Origin of the sequence: Williamsia muralis NBRC 105860 (genome assembly GCF_001598915.1) — a bacterium.
GTDB classification, from domain to species: domain Bacteria; phylum Actinomycetota; class Actinomycetes; order Mycobacteriales; family Mycobacteriaceae; genus Williamsia; species Williamsia muralis.
Genome location: NZ_BDAP01000005.1, coordinates 85,742 through 102,902 on the forward strand (window position 1 = coordinate 85,742; position 17,161 = coordinate 102,902).

Consider the following 17,161-nt stretch of genomic DNA (forward strand, 5'->3'; position numbering starts at 1 on the left):
GAACCGATGGACCTGCAGTTGAAGGGACGCCGCATTCTGATCACCGGTGCCAGCTCCGGCATCGGGCTTGCGACGGCACGACTGCTTGCGGCAGAAGGTGCGACGCTCGCCCTGTGTGCACGCGACGAATCCCGGTTACGCACCGCGACAGCCGAACTGGCGGCGATTACCGATGTCGTCACGGCGGCCTGCGATGTCACCGACAGAGGGTCGGTGAACACCTTCGTCAGCCGCGCCATCGATTCACTCGGTGGAATCGACGGTGTTGTGTGTAATGCCGGCAAGTCGTTGATGCGCACCCTCGACGAGACCACCGACGACGAGGTCCGAGACGAGTTCGACCTCAAGATCTTCGGGGCTCTCAACGTGGTCCGCGCGGCACGAAAGGCGTTGGCGGCGTCCGACGCGGGTTCGATCGTGATGGTCAACGCCATCTTGTCGCGTCAGCCCGAATTGCGGCTCGCCGTCACCGCAGCTGCCCGAGCCGCGCTGCTCAACCTGTCACGTTCCCTCGCAGACGATCTCGCGCCCGAAGGCATCCGGGTCAACTCGGTTCTGCTGGGCCTGGTCGACACCGGGCAGTGGCAACGTCGATTTCAGGAGAACGGTTCGGGTGTCGACTTCGACACCTGGAGCGCTGACATAGCGCAGGACCGGAGGATCGCGCTCGGTCGTTTCGGAACCGCCGACGAACTCGCTTTTCCCATCTCCACACTGCTCTCACCGCGCAACAGCTACATGACCGGAGCATCCCTCGACGTCGGTGGCGGAGTCCACCGCTACGTCTGACGCATTCACCGAACATCAGGAGAAGACGATGAATCCAGCACCCGAGACCCCGCGCCGCACCGGCGGTGACGTACTGGTCGAGGTGATGCGCCGGCATGGCATCACCACCGCGTTCGGTGTGATCAGCATCCACAACCTTCCGCTCGTCGAGGCCGTCGACCGGGACCTGAAATTTGTCGAGATGCGGCATGAGGCTGCCGCCGTCAATGCTGCCGATGCGTTTGCTCGTGCGTCGGGCGGTATCGGAGTCGCGTTGACCAGCACCGGAACCGGCGCGGGTAACGCCGCAGGCTCGATGGTCGAGGCGCTGACCGCCGGTAGTCGTGTTCTGCACATCACCGGACAGATCGAGAGCGAGTACCTCGCCCCTGGGCGACCTGCCGCGAGTCGAGGGGTGATCCACGAGTTCCCGGCGCAACCGCAGATGCTCGAGGCGGTGTCAGCACACGCCTCGACCATCACCGACGCCAAGGAGGCCGACGCCGAACTCGAATCCGCGATAGCTCACATTCAGTCGGCACCGACCGGGCCGGCCAGCGTCGAATGGCCTACTGATCTGCAGTATCTCGCTTCGCCAGACCGGCAGCGACCCGCGGAGTGCTCGCCACGCGTCGTCGCGGCCGCTGACCCCGACTCTGTTGCCCGTGCCGCCGACCTCTTGGCACACGCGAAGAGCCCACTCATCTGGCTTGGCGGCGGCGCTGCCGGCGCGGGCGACGCCGTGTCCGCGTTGGCGCATCGACTCGGTGCGGGCATCTTCACCAGCAACTCGGGCCGCGGAATCGTCTCCGAGGCCGATCCCCTGGTGATCGGCAACTTCGCGACCACCCCCGCAGCCCGTGAGCTCATCGCCGATGCCGATGTCATGCTCGCGGTGGGCACACATTTTCGCTCGAATGAGACAGCCTCGTACACACTCTCGCTCCCGGCGACACTCATCCAGGTCGACGTCGAGCCCGCCACCCTCGGCCGGGTGTATCCCGCCGACGTCGCGCTCGCCGGTGATGCCCTGCGCACCGTCACCGCACTTGCCGAGGCCATCGAAAGCCCTTCCGGCACTGACGGCTGGCGAGGGCGGGTCGAGGACCTTCGTCACCGTGTTCGTGCCGACCTGTCCGACTACATCGGCGGTTACGCCGAAATCTGCGCCGCTATTCGGTCGGCCCTGCCGGCCCGCGCGGTGATCGCACGCGATGTGACCATTCCGAGCAGCCAGTGGGGCAATCGTCTCCTCCCAGTCTATGAGCGTGCCACCAACATCTTTCCCCTCGGCGGCGGTATCGGGCAGGGCCTGGCGATGGGCATCGGCGCCGCGCACGCCCGACCCGAAGTCCCCACGCTTGTCATGGTCGGCGACGGCGGACTGGCAGTCCACCTCGGCGAACTGGCATCGCTCGCCGGATCCGGAGCACATGTCATCGTGATGGTCTTCAACGACGGCGGATACGGCGTGCTTCGAAACATGCAGGAAAAGAACGGGTTCCGACGCTCCGGTGTCGATCTGCACACTCCACGCTTCGATCTGCTCGCCGCCTCGATGGACATGCCCTACCGACTCATCCAGGGTCCCGGCAGCATCGCCGACGCGCTCGCCGACGCCGTACACAGGCCAGGCCCGACGATGATCGAAGTGGACGTCACGGCACTCGACCCGACACCGGGTGCCTTTGTTCCCCCTGTCCACGTGCCGACGGAGGCCCAGTCGTGAACGCCTGCACGCTGTGGTGGGACGACGGGGCCCTGGCTGCGGTGGAGGCCGGCGAACGGACACATGTGTTCGCGGCAGGTGCCGATGCCGTCAAGGCAGTCCGGCTCGCCATCCGGTGTCCCGACGTCGTGCTGAGCCTCGTTCTGGCTGATCCTGTTACGCCGGAGGAAGATTCGTCCTCCTTGCTCCCGCGGGTATCGGTTCCCACACTCGTCGTCGCATCGGCACCGCACCCTGATACCGATCTGACGGCCGCCCAACTCTTCGCGGGCGACATCGACAACGCGGTGTTTGTGGTCGTGGACGGATCTGCCCAACCGGTCCACACCGCGAGTCGTTCGTCGTTCACAGAGTGGAGTTCGTCTTTCGTCGCCATCGCCGAAGGACTGGCCGCCCGCGAAGGCAGGCTCCCCATCCCACCAACCCCCCTCGTCGAAGGAGTCCTCCGATGACAACTCGCACAGCCCGCGAGCCCTATCTCGAAGTCCACCAAACCCACCCGGAGCCGATCACGCCCTACGAGACCAAGCTCGCGGGCTCTATCTCAGAGGTGTTCACCGGCGGCGCAACAACTCTCGCCGAGGTCGTCGCGGGTCTCAATGACCTGGGACTCCACAGTCCCGGCGGCGATCGGTGGACCGACGACAGCTTCCGCGCCGAGATGCGCAGATTGGGAAAGTGATATGACCACCGAAACAGTCAGCAATACAAGACAAACCGCCCGAAATCGCGGCCCCACTTTCGCTGTGGGGACACGACGACACCTCGATGCCGACGAGATCGCGGCAACGGGTCTGCGCGATCGGTGGTACCCGATCCTCCCCTCGCACATGGTCGAGCCAGGTGCGATGGTGCCGGTTCGCCGGCTCGAGGTGGACTGGGTGCTGTTCCGCGACGCGCAAGGCGTCGTCCACATGCTCGAAGATCGGTGCCCTCATCGCAGCGCCCCGCTGTCGGTCGGACAACACCTCGGCGACCGGATCGCCTGCCTCTACCACGGGGTCCAGGTGGACGGCAGCGGCACTGTCGTCTCGGTTCCCGGCATGCCGGGATGTGCTCTCGAAGGTCGGCGAGCAACCGTGTCACTGAGCGTGGTCGAAGCGGCCGACACGATCTTTGCGTACGTGCCTCTCACCGCAGAATCCGTGCCGACACCGTTTGTGCTCCCCGACCGCCTCGCCGACCCCGAGGTGTCGTGGTTCCCCAACTACGCCGAGTGGGCCGGTCCTTGGCGGTTCTACATGGACAACGTGCTCGACCCGATGCACGGCGCGTTCCTTCACCGCAATTCGCACTCGATGTTCGGCGGCGACATCTCGGCCCGGTTCCGTATCCGCGAGACCGACCGTGGGTTCTTCTTCGAGAAGACCGATCAACGCGGCGTGAATTTCGACTGGGTCGAATTCGTCCGGGGATCCATGGATTTTGTTGATCTCGAAATCCCTTACGGCCCAGCGGCCGGCCCCGGCGGCGTGTTCGGCATCGTCGGTATGAGCACCCCGATCGACCGCGAGACGTCCGCGATCTTCCACTGGCGCACCCGGCGGGTGAGCGGCTGGGAACGTGAGACCTGGCGGTTCCTCTACCGGACGCGACTCGAAGAGAAGCACTGGGAGGTCCTCGAACAAGACCGGGCAGTCCTCGAAGCCCTCGCCGGTGACGCAGACCGCGAAGAGCACCTGTATCAGCACGATCTGGGGGTATCCCGCATCCGGCGGTTGTACCGCGCCGACGCCGTCGCGCAGGCCAAAGTTCTCGCGGCGGCGAACGCCTGATGAGCGATGCCACCATGATGCTGACGATCTTCCTGCGCCACGACCAGGGTCAAAATCTGGACCAGCTGCAGGCTCGTCTCGACGAGAACGACTGGTGGCATGAGTTCCCCCCGGAGGGTTGCGAGGTGGTCTCCTGGGTTGTTGCGATGGGTATCGGACAAATCGTGACGCTCCGGCTGGCTCCTGACCGTCTGCCCGCTGTGAACGTCGAACTCGAACGACGGGCCTGGGGCACGTTCCGGACAGACTTCTACCCCACCTACGACTTCCGCGAGGTGCGCGCCCGCCTCACAGAGGAGTCCGATGCGCGCCGCGAGGTGTCGGGCCGATGACCTCGGTCGGTCACCCCGGCGTCCCGGAACCGCCACGGCCGGGCATGTTCAGCAATGCCCGGGTCGTCGGAGGTCAGTTCTTCCTGTCCGGAATGCACGCGGGTACCCCACACGGACCTGTCGGCGGCGACGACACCTACGCGCAGGCAGTCGAGGCCTTCCGGCGGACCCGGGCACTTGCTGAAGCGTGCGGTGCGGGGATCGACGACATCGTCACCCTGCGCATCTACGTCACCGACATCGCGGAGAAGGCAGCGGTCGGTCGCGCCCGAAGTGCCGCCTTCTCCGCACCTCTGCCCTGCTCGACACTGGTCGAAGTGTCGGCGCTGGTGGAACCCGGCCTCACCGTCGAGGTCGAAGCCCAAGGCTTTCTCCCGAACGTCCGATAGCCGGACGACTAACATCAGCCGAACCGGCGCTCACGCGCCGACAACCACAAGGACGCCATCATGAGCGGACCGACCATGACCCAGCCGGCCACCACAGCCGAGATCTCCAGACCGAACTGGCCTGTGCTCGCTCTCGCATTCATCGCCGTCGTACTCGACGGCTACGACACCATTGCGCTCGGGTTGTCGGTACCCGCCCTGGCCGACGACTGGGACGTGCCCACCTCACACTTCACCCCGGCGCTATCCCTGACCAGCCTCGGAGTCGCGTTGGGCTACATAGCGGTCGGGCGGCTGACAGCGCGCTTCGGTTGCCGCAACGTCATCCTCGCCGCCGTCGTCGCATTCACCATCGGATCATTCCTTACCGCTTGGAGTGGATCCATCATCGAGCTCAGCGCGCTCCGGTTGATCACCGGGTTCGGACTCGGCGCAGTGATGCCCGCGGCCGTTGCCCAGGCCACCGCACTGAACCCGGCGCGTCATCGTCAGTCGATAGCGGTGTTCGTCACCACGGGCATCTCACTCGGTGCGCTCATCGCCGGACTCGTGGGCTCCCAGATCGTCGGCGCATTCGGGTGGGAATGGGTCTTCATCCTCGGCGCCGCGGCATCGACGCTGCTGCTTCCTTTCCTGTGGCGATGGCTTCCCGACGAACGAGGCATGACAGGTCTCACCGTGGCATCGCCTCATGCCAAACACGGCGCATCGGTCGCCCGCCTTTTCGAGCCCGGGGTGCGGACTCGCACGATTTTGCTGTGGGTCTTCGCATTCCTGGTGTTCTCGGTCTTTTACATCTTCTCCTCGTGGCTGCCGACGCTGTTGACCAGCTACGGCTTCACCAAGGGACTCGCCCCACTCGGATCAGCGGCGCTGGGAGTCGGCAGCATCATCGGAGCAGGCGTATTGATCTTGGCGGCCAGGCGATTTCGGATGACCTCGGTTCTCGCGGGCACCACGGCGGTCGCGATCGTCTTTCTGGTCCTGTCTGCGTTCCTGGGCGCAGACAAGGCTCTCCTGCTGCTGGTGTTCGGCGGGGTGGGCCTCGGTCTACAGGCCGGCATGATCGGGCAAGCCGCCGTGGCCGTGTCGTTGTACCCGCAGGCCACCGCGGCAACCGGCGTCGGCTGGGCGAGTTCGATGGGGCGATTGGGATCAGTCGTCGGACCCATCGTCGGCGGAGCGCTCATCGGGCTCGGTGTATCCACCAGCTGGATCGTTCTCATTGCCTGCCTACCCGTGGCGGCTGCGCTGGTGGTCGTTCTGGCGCTCGGCAAGGTTCAGTCGCGCTACTCCGACGGTGTCACGGGCCAGGCTGGTCAGTGACTTCCGACGACACACGCCGTCACAACCAGTGAAGACCGGCGCGGTTAAGAGTCGCGAAACGTGCTCTGAGGCAACTAATTTCCGCAATCTCCCGATGCTAGAGATGCGATCGTTATCCGCCGTCGCTCGCACACGGGCCGATCAGGACGCCCCAGCCAGCATCGCGCCAAGCCGGGACATGGCGTCCTCGTCCCGCTTGTAGTGGGTCCATTTGCCGATCCGCGTGGACTGCACGAGGCCGGCACGCTCCAGGGTCGCCATGTAGGACGAGATGGTCGACTGAGCCAGCCCCGATTTCGCTTGCAGATGACTGACGCAGACTCCGAACTCTTGCCGGTCGGCGATCGGTTCCCACTGAGCGAACTCGCCGTCGGGGTCGCCAAGCCAGTTCATGATCTGCAATCTGGCGGGGTTTGCCAGGGCCTTCAGAGCCTCGACTGCGTCATCGAGGTCGCCCGGACCGTCGGCGGTGTTGCGTTGACGTGCCACGTTCACCTCCCCTCACTCAAGACATATCACTGTATCTCGATGTGACAGGTTCAGCACCTAGTCAACACATTGACATATCGAGGTATTACGATATGTTTCGGGCGGCCAAGTGAACTGCTGCGGCTCCGTCCTCAACAGGTTGCGGAGAGTCCGGCCGAAACGAATGGAGCGTGTTGTGTCAGATACGAGTAAGCCACTGATCGTTGTCGCGGGAGCAACCAGCAAGCAAGGCAGAAGCGTCACCACTTCCCTGCTCGGCAGTGGCAAGTTCCGGGTGCGCGCCCTGACGCGAGACACCGCCTCGGCCCAGGCCCGGCACTTGGCGGCGTTGGGCGCCGAGATCAGCACCGGCGCCCTGACTCCGGATCATTGGCGTGGGTTCGAAGATGCGTTTCGCTCGGCACAAGGAGCGTTCCTCATGATGCCATCGGTCGCGCCGCCGTCAACCGAGGAGTTCATCCTCGGCTGCCGGCTCGCCGAGGCAGCGGTCGAAGCCGGTGTGGAGCATCTCGTCTTCAGCACCCTCGAGAATGTCGAACAACGAACAGGCGGAACCAAATACGCTCCGCACTTCACCGACAAAGCCCGCGTCGCTGACCACATCCGCACCCTGCCCGTGGCGCACACCTTTGTCATGCTGTCGTTCATCTACACCAACGTCCTGGAGTACTACCCACCTCGCATCGAGGGCGACACGACGTTGATACCCTTCTATCTGCCCGAGGACTTTCGCGCCCCGTTCGTGGATCCGACCACTGCCACCGGACCAGCTGTGCTCGAGGTGTTCTCAAACCCCGACCCCTACCTGGGTGCATCCCTGCCGATCATTGGCGAGTTCATCTCCCCTGGCGAGATGGTCGACGCCTTCTCCCGCGTCACCGGCCTGAAAGCCGAGTATCGCAGTGCCTACTCACGAGACGGATTACTCACCTACTTTCCGGAGTTGGGCGAAAACTCCCTCTTGGTGGACGAAGTACTCGGTATGGCCGAGTACGCGGTGCAGTTCGGCTACTTCGGCTACGACCGCGACATGCGCTGGAGCCGAACCATTGATCCCGAAACTCTGAGCTGGGAACGATTTCTGAGCGTTACCAAGTGGCGTGGTGGTCGGGTGTCCTTCGCCGGCTGAGTGGTGCGGTTTCAGGCTCCGAGGACGGGCGTTCAGCATTCACCGTCGGTGATCTCCTCAGGGAGTTCGCCGATCATGTCGATGCCGGACCCGTTCCACCGGTAGGCGACGTTCACCTCGCCCTGCGGGGCGGCATTGGGTTCGTCGGCGACAATGTAGCGGTACCGAACGTCGATCTGATCGTCGGCCGCGCCAGTGATCATCTGGTAGCTCAGGTTGCAGGCGGTACCGGTACCGAGAAAGTCGCCGCCACGGAAGAGCAACAGCTGATTCGGCGACGAGCCCGTACCACCCTGGGTATGAAGGGCCACGAAAACCAGCAACGAACAAGTGCCGGCGTTGCTCTCGCCCCTCACCCAATTCACACCTGGCATCGGGGGCGCGATCTGCGCGATTGCATCATCGATCATCGTCGCATCGACCTGTGACCCGCAGGGCGCTTCCTCCACATCAGACTCGGTCGCCGGCACGTCCATTGCGGCCGGCGGCGGAGAGGTGATGGCAGGGTCTGCGGTGCGTGTCTCGGTCAACGTGGTCGTGACGGGGGCAGAGCTTTCCGTAGTGTCGTCTGCACATCCCGTCATGAGCGCCACAGCCGCGAAGGCGGTGAGCGCCGTACCGGCTGCTGACTTCGAAATCCGAGCACTGACAATACTTTTCATTGAGCAGATCCTTTCGTTGCCGACCCACTCCTACCGTCGCAATCAGCGTCGAAAGAGTTAGTCACGGAAAGGTGTCGATGACCGGCGGCCGGCGTCGTTGCAGCTCAGGGAGGGCGGCGTCGGCCGGCCGAACGACAGTCAGACAGGGGCTGTCGTCGAGGTCAGAACTCACAGCAGGGATATACCCGGCGGAGACCGGGACCCGATCACCGCTGTGGCATCGCGATCAGGCGTCCAGGGTTGGAGCACGCTTGACCTTGACGCTGGGTCAACCATTCATCCTTACTTCCACGAGCTGCTGCCCGACCAGCGGGACAGCTTCACTGGAGAGGTAGTAAATGACTGGAGAAGTGATGAAGAACGATCGTGGTGGGCCATCCGCGACCCGTGCCGGGGTGGTCTCGGCGCGCGATACCGTGGCGGCACTTACTTTGTGGACACACCCGTGAACCAACTACGTGATGGTGAGCCGGCCGTTCGCGTCGAGGGACTTCGAAAGTCGTTCGGTCAGCTCGAGGTGCTTCGCGGCGTAGATTTCGATGTGGCGCGAGGCAGCATTTTCGCGCTTCTCGGCTCGAACGGGGCGGGCAAGACCACCGCCGTGAAGATCTTGTCGACGTTGCTGCGACCCGACGGAGGTTCGGCCGTCGTCAATGGTTTCGACGTCACTACGCGACCCGGTGACGTGCGCGAGTCGATCAGCCTCACCGGACAGTTCGCCGCGGTGGATGAGATCTTGACCGCGCGGGAGAACCTGGTCCTCATTGCAAAGCTCCGGCACCTACCAGACCCTGCGGGCACCGCAGATGCCCTCTTGGAGCAGTTTTCGCTGGCCGACGCGGCTTCTCGGAGAGTGTCGACGTATTCAGGTGGGATGCGCCGTCGTCTGGACATTGCCATGAGTCTCATCGGAGATCCGCCGGTGATCTTCTTGGACGAGCCGACGACCGGGCTTGACCCTGAGGCGCGCGTCGAGGTGTGGCGGACCGTGAAAGAGCTCGCCGGGCGCGGTACAACCGTTTTGCTGACCACGCAATATTTGGAGGAGGCGGAACATCTCGCGGACAGGATCGCCATACTCCATCGTGGTCGGATCATCGTGAACGGTTCACTCGATGACCTCAAACAGCACCTTCCTCCCACAAAGGTTGAGTACGTGGAGAAGCAGCCGACACTCGAAGACGTGTTCTTCGCCATCGTCGGTGACAAGTCAGACACGACACGGGCTGCAGAGCCTCGACCGACGACCAAGGATTGACTCATGGCCATTCAGTCTCTAGGGGACACCGCTGTCCTCACCGGACGCACATTGCGTCACGTCACGCGCAGTGTGGACACCATCATCACCACCGCGCTCATGCCGATTGCCATGATGCTCATGTTCGTCTACGTGTTCGGAGGCGCAATCGACACCGGCGCAGTCGAATACATCGACTACATGCTGCCCGGCATTCTGCTCATCACGGTCGCCTCTGGCACCTCCTACACTGCATTTCGACTCTTTCAGGACGTGCAGGGCGGCATCTTCGAGCGTTTCCGTTCTATGCCGATCGGCCGATCAGGGGTGCTGTGGGCACACGTGCTGACCTCACTGGTCTCCAACATCATCTCGTTGGTGATCGTCGTTGTGGTGGCTCTGCTCATGGGATTTCGTTCCGCCGCGGGGATGCCGGCCTGGCTCGGAGTTGTCGCGATCCTGCTGTTGTTCACGCTTGCGCTGACCTGGATCGCGGTGATTCCCGGGCTCACCGCGACATCGGTGGAAGGGGCGAGCGTGTTCGCCTACCCACTCATCTTCCTGCCCTTCGTCAGCTCAGCATTTGTGCCCACCGAGACCATGCCCGGCCCGGTGCGATGGTTTGCCGAGAATCAGCCTGCGACGTCGATCGTCAACGCGATCCGAGAACTTCTGACCGGTCAGGCTGCGGCCTCGGACACGTGGATCGCGGTGGCGTGGTGTGCCGGCATCTTCGTCATCGCATACGGTTTCGCCGCAATCACCTACCGGCGGAAGATCGGCTGAGGCAGTCTGAGACCCATGCTCACCATCAGTCAATTGGCCACCTACGCGGGCGTGACTGTGCGGGCCATCCGGCACTATCACAAGATCGGGCTGCTGGCCGAGCCCGTGCGCGACCACTCCGGGTATCGAAGCTATGACGCAGCGGCGGTTGTCAGGCTGATCCGAATCCGCACTTTGGCCGACGCAGGTGTGCCACTTGCCCGGGTGGAAGAGTTACTCGACGCAGAACCCGACGAGTTCGCCGAGGGGCTGACTGAGATCGACAGAAAACTACGCGCCGAGATCCGCCGACTGCAAGACACTCGCAAACGGCTGACCCGTCTCGCCGCAGGGGATCACTTGGCCCTCCCGCAGAGCGTGGTCGAATATCTGGATCGGCTGCGCGGTCTCGACGTCGAGGAACGCTACATCGAGATGGAACGCGACGCGTGGATCATGATCGCCGCCCAAGTACCAGACCAGATCGACGACATAATCGTGTCGAAGCACAGGCAGCTGGACGACCCGGATACCTTACGGCTCTATAGTCTGCTGAGCGATGCGTTCGATTGGGCCGTCGATGATCCACGAGTCGATGAGGCGGCCGAGATCATCGAGCGCCAGATGATCGCGGCTGTGCAGGCAGGCGAGATCGAAGTCGACGGACTCGACGACCCGTTCATCAATTTATTGGACTCCACCACTTTTGATGCTGCGCCGGTCATGAAAGCCATTTTTGCGAACCTCGAGAAACGAGGATGGAAAGGGTGGACGCGCATCGAACGGGTACCAGCCGACAGACTCGACATGACACCTTCGTCGTAGCGCTCGGGTCTTGCCGGTGTCGGGCGCGATGTCGGAGCCCCGATGGCCATCCAGACGTGGATCACCATACGTATCTTCATCTACGCACCGTGCGCCTCAACCGAATACGTTCGGCACCCCTCCCGACACCGCCTGCGGAAAGTCGGGTACCCGCTTCTCGAGAAACGCAGCGACAGCCTCGAACATCGTCGGACGCCCCTCTCACGTAAATTGCCTCGGACTCTGCCCGATGCGCCAACTTCCGGGGTCAGAGCACCGAGCATCTGCCACACCGGAGAGGTACCGGCAACGAGATCGGATGCCACCGCGATCGCACGCTCGAGTGCCTGCGGTGAACCCGGCAACCTGCACAGCAGAGTGTTTGCAGTCCACCGACGAACGGGGATAGCCGACCACTCCTCGATCCGCGGGCGCGTTCAGCAGTGCTGACGAAACCGACACCCCGACCTGAACCTCACACCAGCCAGAGATCAAACGTCAGGCTTCTGGGCGCACTCCCCCGTGAACGACACCTTTGAGGCCACGCCCGCAAAACATCGGCGGGCGCGGTTAGGGTCCGATGATGGAAGACGAACAGTCCGGCGAGATGGCGCGCGCTGGGGTGGTGGCCACGAGACTTCTGGCCGACATCACCCCGTTCGCCGACGAGATGCTTGCCTATCTCGCTGAGCGAATCCCGGAGGCCGTGGTCGACGACGAGTTGCGCGGGCTCACCCTCGGATCCTGCTCGTCGAATATCGAATCAGTGCTGTCGATGGTGCGCCATGGCATCGACGTGTCGGCCGCCGAGGCCCCGGTCACTGCGCTGGAGCATGCGCGAGGAATGGCAGCGCGCGGTTACGACGTCGACGTGATGCTGCGCTTCTATCGGCTCGGGTACGAGTTTTTTCTCGGCAAGCTGGGCGACGCAATTCCGGCCTGGATCGATGATCCGTCGGTGGCCTTGAGTACATTCATTGCGCTCCAGCGGTACGGAATTCGCTACATCGACCGAATCTCCAACGCCGTGGCGGTCGAGTATCTCGCCGAACTCAGACGTCGGCAGAACCAGGCCCGTGCCGAACGCGGCGAGGTTGTCCGTGCACTGTTGGCGGGCGAAGCGGTTGGCAGAGCAGCGGCCGAACGCACTCTGGGGCACCGCCTCACGGGGATCCAAGTCGGCTTCATCTGCTGGTCGCACGACCGCGACGTCGACCTCGAAAAGGTGGCTCGGCGAGTGGCGCTATTGCTGGGTTCGCCCCATCCTCTGGTCCTCATCGACGGGCCAGAGGCTGTGCAGGGTTGGGTGTCGATCTCGAGCAAGGCAGCGACCGGCCAACCCACGATCACGTCCTCCGCGGTCGGATCGAACGCGCACGTGGCAGTAGGTTCGCCGCACCCGGGTCCGGCCGGCTTCCGGCGTTCGCACGACGAGGCGCGACGTGCACGGCGGGTCGCCGAGATGTCGGTGCGCGCCACTGCGTCGATCACCCGATTCGCCGACGTGGCGTTGGTCGATGTGATCACTCGCGATCTCGAGGCAGCAAAGTCCTTTGTCGCAGACGAGCTCGGCGACCTCGCGTCTGACGATCCGCGCAAGGCCGACGAACGAGCTGCGCTGCTTGCTGTGCTCGACGCACAGGGCAGCCTGGCCGGCGCCGCAAGCTACCTGGGGGTACACCGCAACACCGTCCTGCAGCGGGTCCGGCGCGCCGAGCACAGTCGCGGTCTCCCGGCCTCCGAGCGGGTAGCCGAGTTACACGCTGCTTTACGTGTCTGCGACGCGATAGGTCCCACCGTTCTCGCGTCGTCCCAGGCCTGACCGCGACGCGGCACCCCTCTCGACCCACCGCCAGCACACCTGCCGCCAGAGAGTGTGCGCACAGCACATGACGGTGGGCGCAAAGGCCTTGTTGACGAAGAGCGAAACTTCTTAGCCTCGAGATGTCCTGATATCCCGAGCCGGAGGCATACCTGTGTCGACAATGACCGAGCAACCGTCGTTTGCGGCGCCAGATTCGACTCTTCCCTTGCCTGACCCCGGTGAGCGGGTGCCCACCCTGTCGTGGCCCATCGTCGGGATCTTCACCCTGTCGCTTGCCGTGTTCGCCGGGGCCAGCGTTGCTGCCGTCAATCACGCGGTTCCCGCCACCGCGACCATCGCAGCCAGCAGCGTCGCTATCTTCATGATGTTCACCGTCCTGCACGACGCGTCGCACTACTCGATCAGCTCACACAGATGGGTCAACGTTGCTTTCGGTCGGGGGGCGATGCTCTTCGTATCTCCCCTGATCTCGTTCTCTGCGTTCGCCTTCATCCACATCGAGCATCACCGGAACACCAACGACGACGATTCCGATCCCGATCATTTTGTCAGCGCCGCGACCTACTGGCAGCTACCCTTCCGGTTTCCCATCATGGACCTCCCCTACCTCAGCTGCCTGGCGCGAAACATCAAGCGGCGGCCTCGCTCCGAGATAGCGGAGACGGCGTTCCTGATGTCGGCAACGGTCATTGCAATCGCAGCCGCCGCAGTCTCCGGGCACCTGTGGATGTTCGCAGTCGTGTACCTCATCCCATCGCGGGTCGCCATGTTCGTTCTCGCCTGGTGGTTCGATTGGCTTCCGCACCACGATCTCGACGACACCCCACGCGAAAACCGCTATCGCACCACCCGCAACCGAATGGGGTCGGAATGGATACTGACCCCGCTGTTGCTGTCGCAGAACTACCACCTGGTCCACCACCTGCATCCCTCCATACCCTTCTACCGATATGTCGCGGCGTGGCGGCGCAACGAAGATGCCTACCTCGAGCGGGGCGCAGCCATCGGGACCGTGTTCGGCCAGCAACTCGACCCGCAGGAGTACCGGGAGTGGAAGCAGCTCAACGGCAAGACAATCCCTCTATTGCCGATCCGGCGAATCCACACCACCGGCGCGGGCACCCGCACCACTCACCCACTCACGGTGAGCGGGATCGAGCAGCTCACGTACAACAGCGTCCGTGTGACTTTCGAGATCCCTGACAGCTTGCGCGAGGAGTTCCGCTTTAAGCCGGGTCAGCACATCACGATTCACCATCGCGTCGACGGACAACCGGTCCGCCGCAACTATTCGATCTGCACGTCTACAACCTCGGGCGTGCTCGCCATCGGGATCCGCAAGGTCGACGGCGGCACCTTCTCCACCTACGCCGTCGATAATTTACGTGTCGGGGACATCCTCGAAGTGGAGCCACCAGCCGGGACATTCGGCGCACCTCGTGAGTCCGTCACCTCTGACCACCATGTCGCAGTCGCTGCCGGCAGCGGCATCACCCCGATCCTGTCGCTCGTGGCAACGACGCTGGAGACCACACCGAACAGCCGATTCAGGCTCTTCTACGGCAACCGCTCTGCCGAATCGACCATGTTCGCAACCGAACTCTACGAGCTCGCGACGCGCTACCCGGAGCGGTTGCGAGTTTTCCATATCCGCTCGAAGCAACCGGACCACCCCGAGGGCCTCAGCGGCCGGATCAACACACCGCTCATCGTCAAGTTGCTCGACGCCGACGTGACCGCGATAGGCACGTGGTATCTCTGCGGTCCCACCGATCTGATCACATCGGTGCGCTCTGACCTTCTCGCAAACGGTGTCCCATCCGAGCAGGTACACGTAGAACTGTTCGGTGGAGCTACCCGTGCGGCGAAGGCCGGCGACGAGCTCGAGTCCACCGTCAGCATCAAACTGTCGGGAGCCGATCATCAACTGACGTCGACGCGGGGTTCGAGTGTTCTCGAAGCTGCACTGGCCAACAAGATCAACGTCCCCTACAGCTGCCTCGGCGGTGCGTGTGGCACGTGCCGCGCGAAGGTCACGTCCGGATCGGTCTCGATGGATCAGAACCTCGCACTCAGCGAGACCGAGGTCAAACAAGGGTTCGTCCTGACGTGCCAATCGCACCCGATAACCGACACTGTCGCAGTCGATTACGACAGCCGACCCACCTAGATCCAGAACACAGATCGGCGAGCTCGCGCCGCGACCGCAACATCACCCGCATCTACGAAGGACGAACCCCCGTGGACATCAACAAAAGCTTGATCGTGGTGACCGGCGCGTCGTCGGGTATCGGCGCTCAGACCGCACGTTTGCTGGCGCACGCCGGTTCCCACGTGGTACTCGTCGCCCGCAACGCTGAGGCCATCGAATCAATAGCAATCGAATTGCGAGAACAGGGTTTGCAAGCGACCGCAGTCGCTGCCGATCTCGGACGCCACGAAGATGCGGCGCGAATGGCTCAGTACGTGCTCGAACGAATCGGGGTCCCGGACGCAATCGTCAACAACGCCGGCGCCGGCCGGTTTCTGCGCATCGAGGAAACCGATCCGGCGGAGGCCGAGGAAATGATGGCTGCGCCCTATTTCGCAGCATTCTTCACCACGCGCGTGTTCATCGAGCCGATGCTGGTCCGTGGCACAGGCGTTGTCCTGATGGTGAATTCGCCGGTGTCAACCATGCCGTGGCCCGGCGCCGTCGGGTATGCATCGGCCCGATTCGCACTGAAGGGATTCACCGAAGCTCTTCGTCAGGACCTTCGCGGAACCGGTCTCGTCGTGAGCTCGGTGACTCCCACACGGGTCAACAGTCCCTACTTCGACAACAACCCGGGGGCAGCCGAGAAGATCCCGAAAGCCGAAGCGCTGCTGGGCTCCACCACGCCCGACGCCGTTGCCCACAGCATCCTGTCGACCCTCGAACGTGAACGCCGTGACGTCCATCTCCCGTGGCGGTGGGCGATGATGGCACCCATCGCCCGCGCCTTCCCCCGGCCGGTGGCTTACGTGACCGCACGCACTGGCGCCCAACGACCCTGACCGACCCTTCGGGCGCCATCTGTGATGAGAGCACTGGGAACAGACGGCCGCGGGTTCCGACGCCGTTGGTATGAGCTCCGGCTTGGTTAAGGCGCATGGTACCGGGTTCGTCAGCGATGACCGGTCCTTGACCGATACCAATCGATCCGATCTGAAACGTCGCCGCTAACAGTGGGATTCGGAAGCGAGATAGGACCGCCACGGCTATCTGAACCTTCGGTGGAACGCATCACACCGCGGGAGCGCCGCGGGAGGCCGAATCCGCTTGCGCGGTAGTCCGCCCGTGGACTCCCACCCGGAGAGGCGCTCATTGTCGCCGGTCCCAACCACTTCTGCGATCGATGACGGCCTGCCGGTCGCGGGCAACATCGATACGCACGCGATGCCATTCGGCCGAAGTAGTTGAACGAAACTGCAACGCTTGCAGAGTCAACCCTGCCGACTGGGGTGGGCTGCGCAGCACTTGCCGTGCTTACTCTCCCGGATGTCCGACGAAGAACGGACGAACCTCAACTCGGCCATCGTGCAGTAACACAGGACATCCCCTGACGTGCTCAACCGCGGCGTCCAAAGACTCGGCTTTGATCTTGAGGTAGCCGCGGGCGACATCATCACGGTCCACCAATGGGCCGTTTGTGATGTGGCCGTCCGCGTGAATCACCCGGCCGTCGGTCTGCAAAGCTCCACTAGCATCGAGCAACCACCCGTCGCGATGTCCCTCGGCCCAGAACTGTTCCCACTTGCGGTTGAACCGCTGGATCTCACCATTCGACAATGTGTCGAAGGTGTTCGCGTGGCTCCGAAACACCGCTAGATACTCGCCCATTTGCCCTCGATCTCCTCAGTAGTGTGGTTACGCGACACTTCGACGTCGCATGATCATCCTGAAACTTGA

The 17,161-nt window shown here is 63.4% G+C and carries 18 protein-coding genes; 15 read left to right on the forward strand and 3 right to left on the reverse strand.

From position 1 onward, the window contains the following. Nucleotides 1-6: 6 nt before the first annotated feature. Genes WIMU1_RS18355 through WIMU1_RS18390 form a run of 8 tightly spaced genes read left to right on the forward strand, consistent with a single transcriptional unit; the run spans nt 7 to nt 6,319 of the window. Entirely contained in the window at nt 7-789 is a 783-nt protein-coding gene (locus WIMU1_RS18355; protein WP_062799352.1) for an SDR family oxidoreductase, read from the forward strand. 28 nt (nt 790-817) lie between these two features. Further along, nucleotides 818-2,497 (forward strand): thiamine pyrophosphate-binding protein, encoded by a 1,680-nt coding sequence (locus tag WIMU1_RS18360; protein ID WP_062799802.1) that lies wholly within the window; start codon nt 818-820, stop codon nt 2,495-2,497. Next, the gene (locus WIMU1_RS18365) at nt 2,494-2,949 is read left to right on the forward strand and encodes an alpha/beta fold hydrolase (RefSeq protein ID WP_062799354.1); all 456 of its coding nucleotides are present in this window, start codon (nt 2,494-2,496) and stop codon (nt 2,947-2,949) included. Before WIMU1_RS18360 ends, WIMU1_RS18365 begins: the two co-directional genes overlap by 4 nt. Beyond that, complete coding sequence (locus WIMU1_RS18370; RefSeq protein ID WP_062799356.1) at nt 2,946-3,179, forward strand: recombinase-like helix-turn-helix domain-containing protein; 234 nt, start codon at nt 2,946-2,948, stop codon at nt 3,177-3,179. Before WIMU1_RS18365 ends, WIMU1_RS18370 begins: the two co-directional genes overlap by 4 nt. Nucleotide 3,180: 1 nt before the next feature. Beyond that, a complete protein-coding gene (locus WIMU1_RS18375; RefSeq protein ID WP_062799359.1) occupies nt 3,181-4,272 on the forward strand; it encodes a Rieske 2Fe-2S domain-containing protein in 1,092 nt (363 codons plus the stop codon). Next, nucleotides 4,272-4,604 carry a hypothetical protein gene (locus tag WIMU1_RS18380; RefSeq protein ID WP_062799360.1) on the forward strand — a complete coding sequence of 111 codons (333 nt, stop codon included), beginning with the start codon at nt 4,272-4,274 and terminating at the stop codon, nt 4,602-4,604. Before WIMU1_RS18375 ends, WIMU1_RS18380 begins: the two co-directional genes overlap by 1 nt. Further along, the gene (locus WIMU1_RS18385) at nt 4,601-4,993 is read left to right on the forward strand and encodes a RidA family protein (protein ID WP_062799362.1); all 393 of its coding nucleotides are present in this window, start codon (nt 4,601-4,603) and stop codon (nt 4,991-4,993) included. Before WIMU1_RS18380 ends, WIMU1_RS18385 begins: the two co-directional genes overlap by 4 nt. Before the next feature lie 60 nt (nt 4,994-5,053). Next, on the forward strand, nt 5,054-6,319 hold the full coding sequence (locus WIMU1_RS18390; RefSeq protein ID WP_062799364.1) for an MFS transporter: 1,266 nt from the start codon (nt 5,054-5,056) through the stop codon (nt 6,317-6,319). 141 nt (nt 6,320-6,460) lie between these two features. On the opposite strand, the gene WIMU1_RS18395 is transcribed toward WIMU1_RS18390, so the two are convergent. Then, complete coding sequence (locus WIMU1_RS18395) at nt 6,461-6,808, reverse strand: ArsR/SmtB family transcription factor (RefSeq protein WP_062799803.1); 348 nt, start codon at nt 6,806-6,808, stop codon at nt 6,461-6,463. A 175-nt stretch (nt 6,809-6,983) separates the two neighbouring features. Here WIMU1_RS18395 and WIMU1_RS18400 point away from each other — a divergent pair, with 175 nt between their 5' ends. Continuing rightward, complete coding sequence (locus tag WIMU1_RS18400) at nt 6,984-7,937, forward strand: NmrA/HSCARG family protein (RefSeq protein ID WP_062799805.1); 954 nt, start codon at nt 6,984-6,986, stop codon at nt 7,935-7,937. A 32-nt stretch (nt 7,938-7,969) separates the two neighbouring features. On the opposite strand, the gene WIMU1_RS18405 is transcribed toward WIMU1_RS18400, so the two are convergent. Further along, nucleotides 7,970-8,599: an LppP/LprE family lipoprotein gene (locus WIMU1_RS18405; RefSeq protein WP_062799366.1), complete on the reverse strand. Its 630-nt coding sequence runs from the start codon at nt 8,597-8,599 to the stop codon at nt 7,970-7,972. A gap of 445 nt (nt 8,600-9,044) precedes the next feature. On the opposite strand from WIMU1_RS18405, the gene WIMU1_RS18410 reads away from it, so the two are divergent. The 6 genes from WIMU1_RS18410 to WIMU1_RS18435 all read left to right on the forward strand — a co-directional run bounded on the left by WIMU1_RS18410 (nt 9,045) and on the right by WIMU1_RS18435 (nt 16,266). Next, the gene (locus tag WIMU1_RS18410; RefSeq protein ID WP_062799368.1) at nt 9,045-9,857 is read left to right on the forward strand and encodes an ABC transporter ATP-binding protein; all 813 of its coding nucleotides are present in this window, start codon (nt 9,045-9,047) and stop codon (nt 9,855-9,857) included. A 3-nt stretch (nt 9,858-9,860) separates the two neighbouring features. Next, nucleotides 9,861-10,622, forward strand: a complete 762-nt coding sequence (locus tag WIMU1_RS18415; protein WP_062799370.1) for an ABC transporter permease — start codon at nt 9,861-9,863, stop codon at nt 10,620-10,622. A gap of 15 nt (nt 10,623-10,637) precedes the next feature. Then, nucleotides 10,638-11,426, forward strand: coding sequence for a helix-turn-helix domain-containing protein (locus tag WIMU1_RS18420; RefSeq protein ID WP_062799372.1), 789 nt, complete (start codon nt 10,638-10,640; stop codon nt 11,424-11,426). Nucleotides 11,427-11,988: 562 nt separating this feature from the next. Further along, entirely contained in the window at nt 11,989-13,227 is a 1,239-nt protein-coding gene (locus WIMU1_RS18425) for a PucR family transcriptional regulator (protein ID WP_062799808.1), read from the forward strand. Between the two features lie 163 nt (nt 13,228-13,390). Beyond that, nucleotides 13,391-15,400, forward strand: coding sequence for a fatty acid desaturase (locus WIMU1_RS18430; RefSeq protein WP_062799374.1), 2,010 nt, complete (start codon nt 13,391-13,393; stop codon nt 15,398-15,400). Nucleotides 15,401-15,471: 71 nt separating this feature from the next. After that, nucleotides 15,472-16,266 carry an SDR family NAD(P)-dependent oxidoreductase gene (locus tag WIMU1_RS18435; protein ID WP_062799376.1) on the forward strand — a complete coding sequence of 265 codons (795 nt, stop codon included), beginning with the start codon at nt 15,472-15,474 and terminating at the stop codon, nt 16,264-16,266. 472 nt (nt 16,267-16,738) lie between these two features. Here WIMU1_RS18435 and WIMU1_RS18440 read toward each other — a convergent pair whose 3' ends face one another. After that, nucleotides 16,739-17,092, reverse strand: coding sequence for a YciI family protein (locus WIMU1_RS18440; protein ID WP_062799378.1), 354 nt, complete (start codon nt 17,090-17,092; stop codon nt 16,739-16,741). Between the last annotated feature and the right edge of the window lie 69 nt (nt 17,093-17,161).

Excerpts from the sequence above, each read along its gene's own strand:
- WIMU1_RS18355 (WP_062799352.1), top strand. The coding sequence starts at position 7 with ATGGACCTGCAGTTGAAGGGACGCCGCATTCTGATCACCGGTGCCAGC.
- WIMU1_RS18360 (WP_062799802.1), top strand. The coding sequence starts at position 818 with ATGAATCCAGCACCCGAGACCCCGCGCCGCACCGGCGGTGACGTACTG.
- WIMU1_RS18370 (WP_062799356.1), top strand. The coding sequence starts at position 2,946 with ATGACAACTCGCACAGCCCGCGAGCCCTATCTCGAAGTCCACCAAACC.
- WIMU1_RS18375 (WP_062799359.1), top strand. The coding sequence starts at position 3,181 with ATGACCACCGAAACAGTCAGCAATACAAGACAAACCGCCCGAAATCGC.
- WIMU1_RS18380 (WP_062799360.1), top strand. The coding sequence starts at position 4,272 with ATGAGCGATGCCACCATGATGCTGACGATCTTCCTGCGCCACGACCAG.
- WIMU1_RS18385 (WP_062799362.1), top strand. The coding sequence starts at position 4,601 with ATGACCTCGGTCGGTCACCCCGGCGTCCCGGAACCGCCACGGCCGGGC.
- WIMU1_RS18390 (WP_062799364.1), top strand. The coding sequence starts at position 5,054 with ATGAGCGGACCGACCATGACCCAGCCGGCCACCACAGCCGAGATCTCC.
- WIMU1_RS18405 (WP_062799366.1), bottom strand. The coding sequence starts at position 8,599 with ATGAAAAGTATTGTCAGTGCTCGGATTTCGAAGTCAGCAGCCGGTACG.
- WIMU1_RS18415 (WP_062799370.1), top strand. The coding sequence starts at position 9,861 with ATGGCCATTCAGTCTCTAGGGGACACCGCTGTCCTCACCGGACGCACA.
- WIMU1_RS18420 (WP_062799372.1), top strand. The coding sequence starts at position 10,638 with ATGCTCACCATCAGTCAATTGGCCACCTACGCGGGCGTGACTGTGCGG.
- WIMU1_RS18425 (WP_062799808.1), top strand. The coding sequence starts at position 11,989 with ATGGAAGACGAACAGTCCGGCGAGATGGCGCGCGCTGGGGTGGTGGCC.
- WIMU1_RS18430 (WP_062799374.1), top strand. The coding sequence starts at position 13,391 with ATGACCGAGCAACCGTCGTTTGCGGCGCCAGATTCGACTCTTCCCTTG.
- WIMU1_RS18440 (WP_062799378.1), bottom strand. The coding sequence starts at position 17,092 with ATGGGCGAGTATCTAGCGGTGTTTCGGAGCCACGCGAACACCTTCGAC.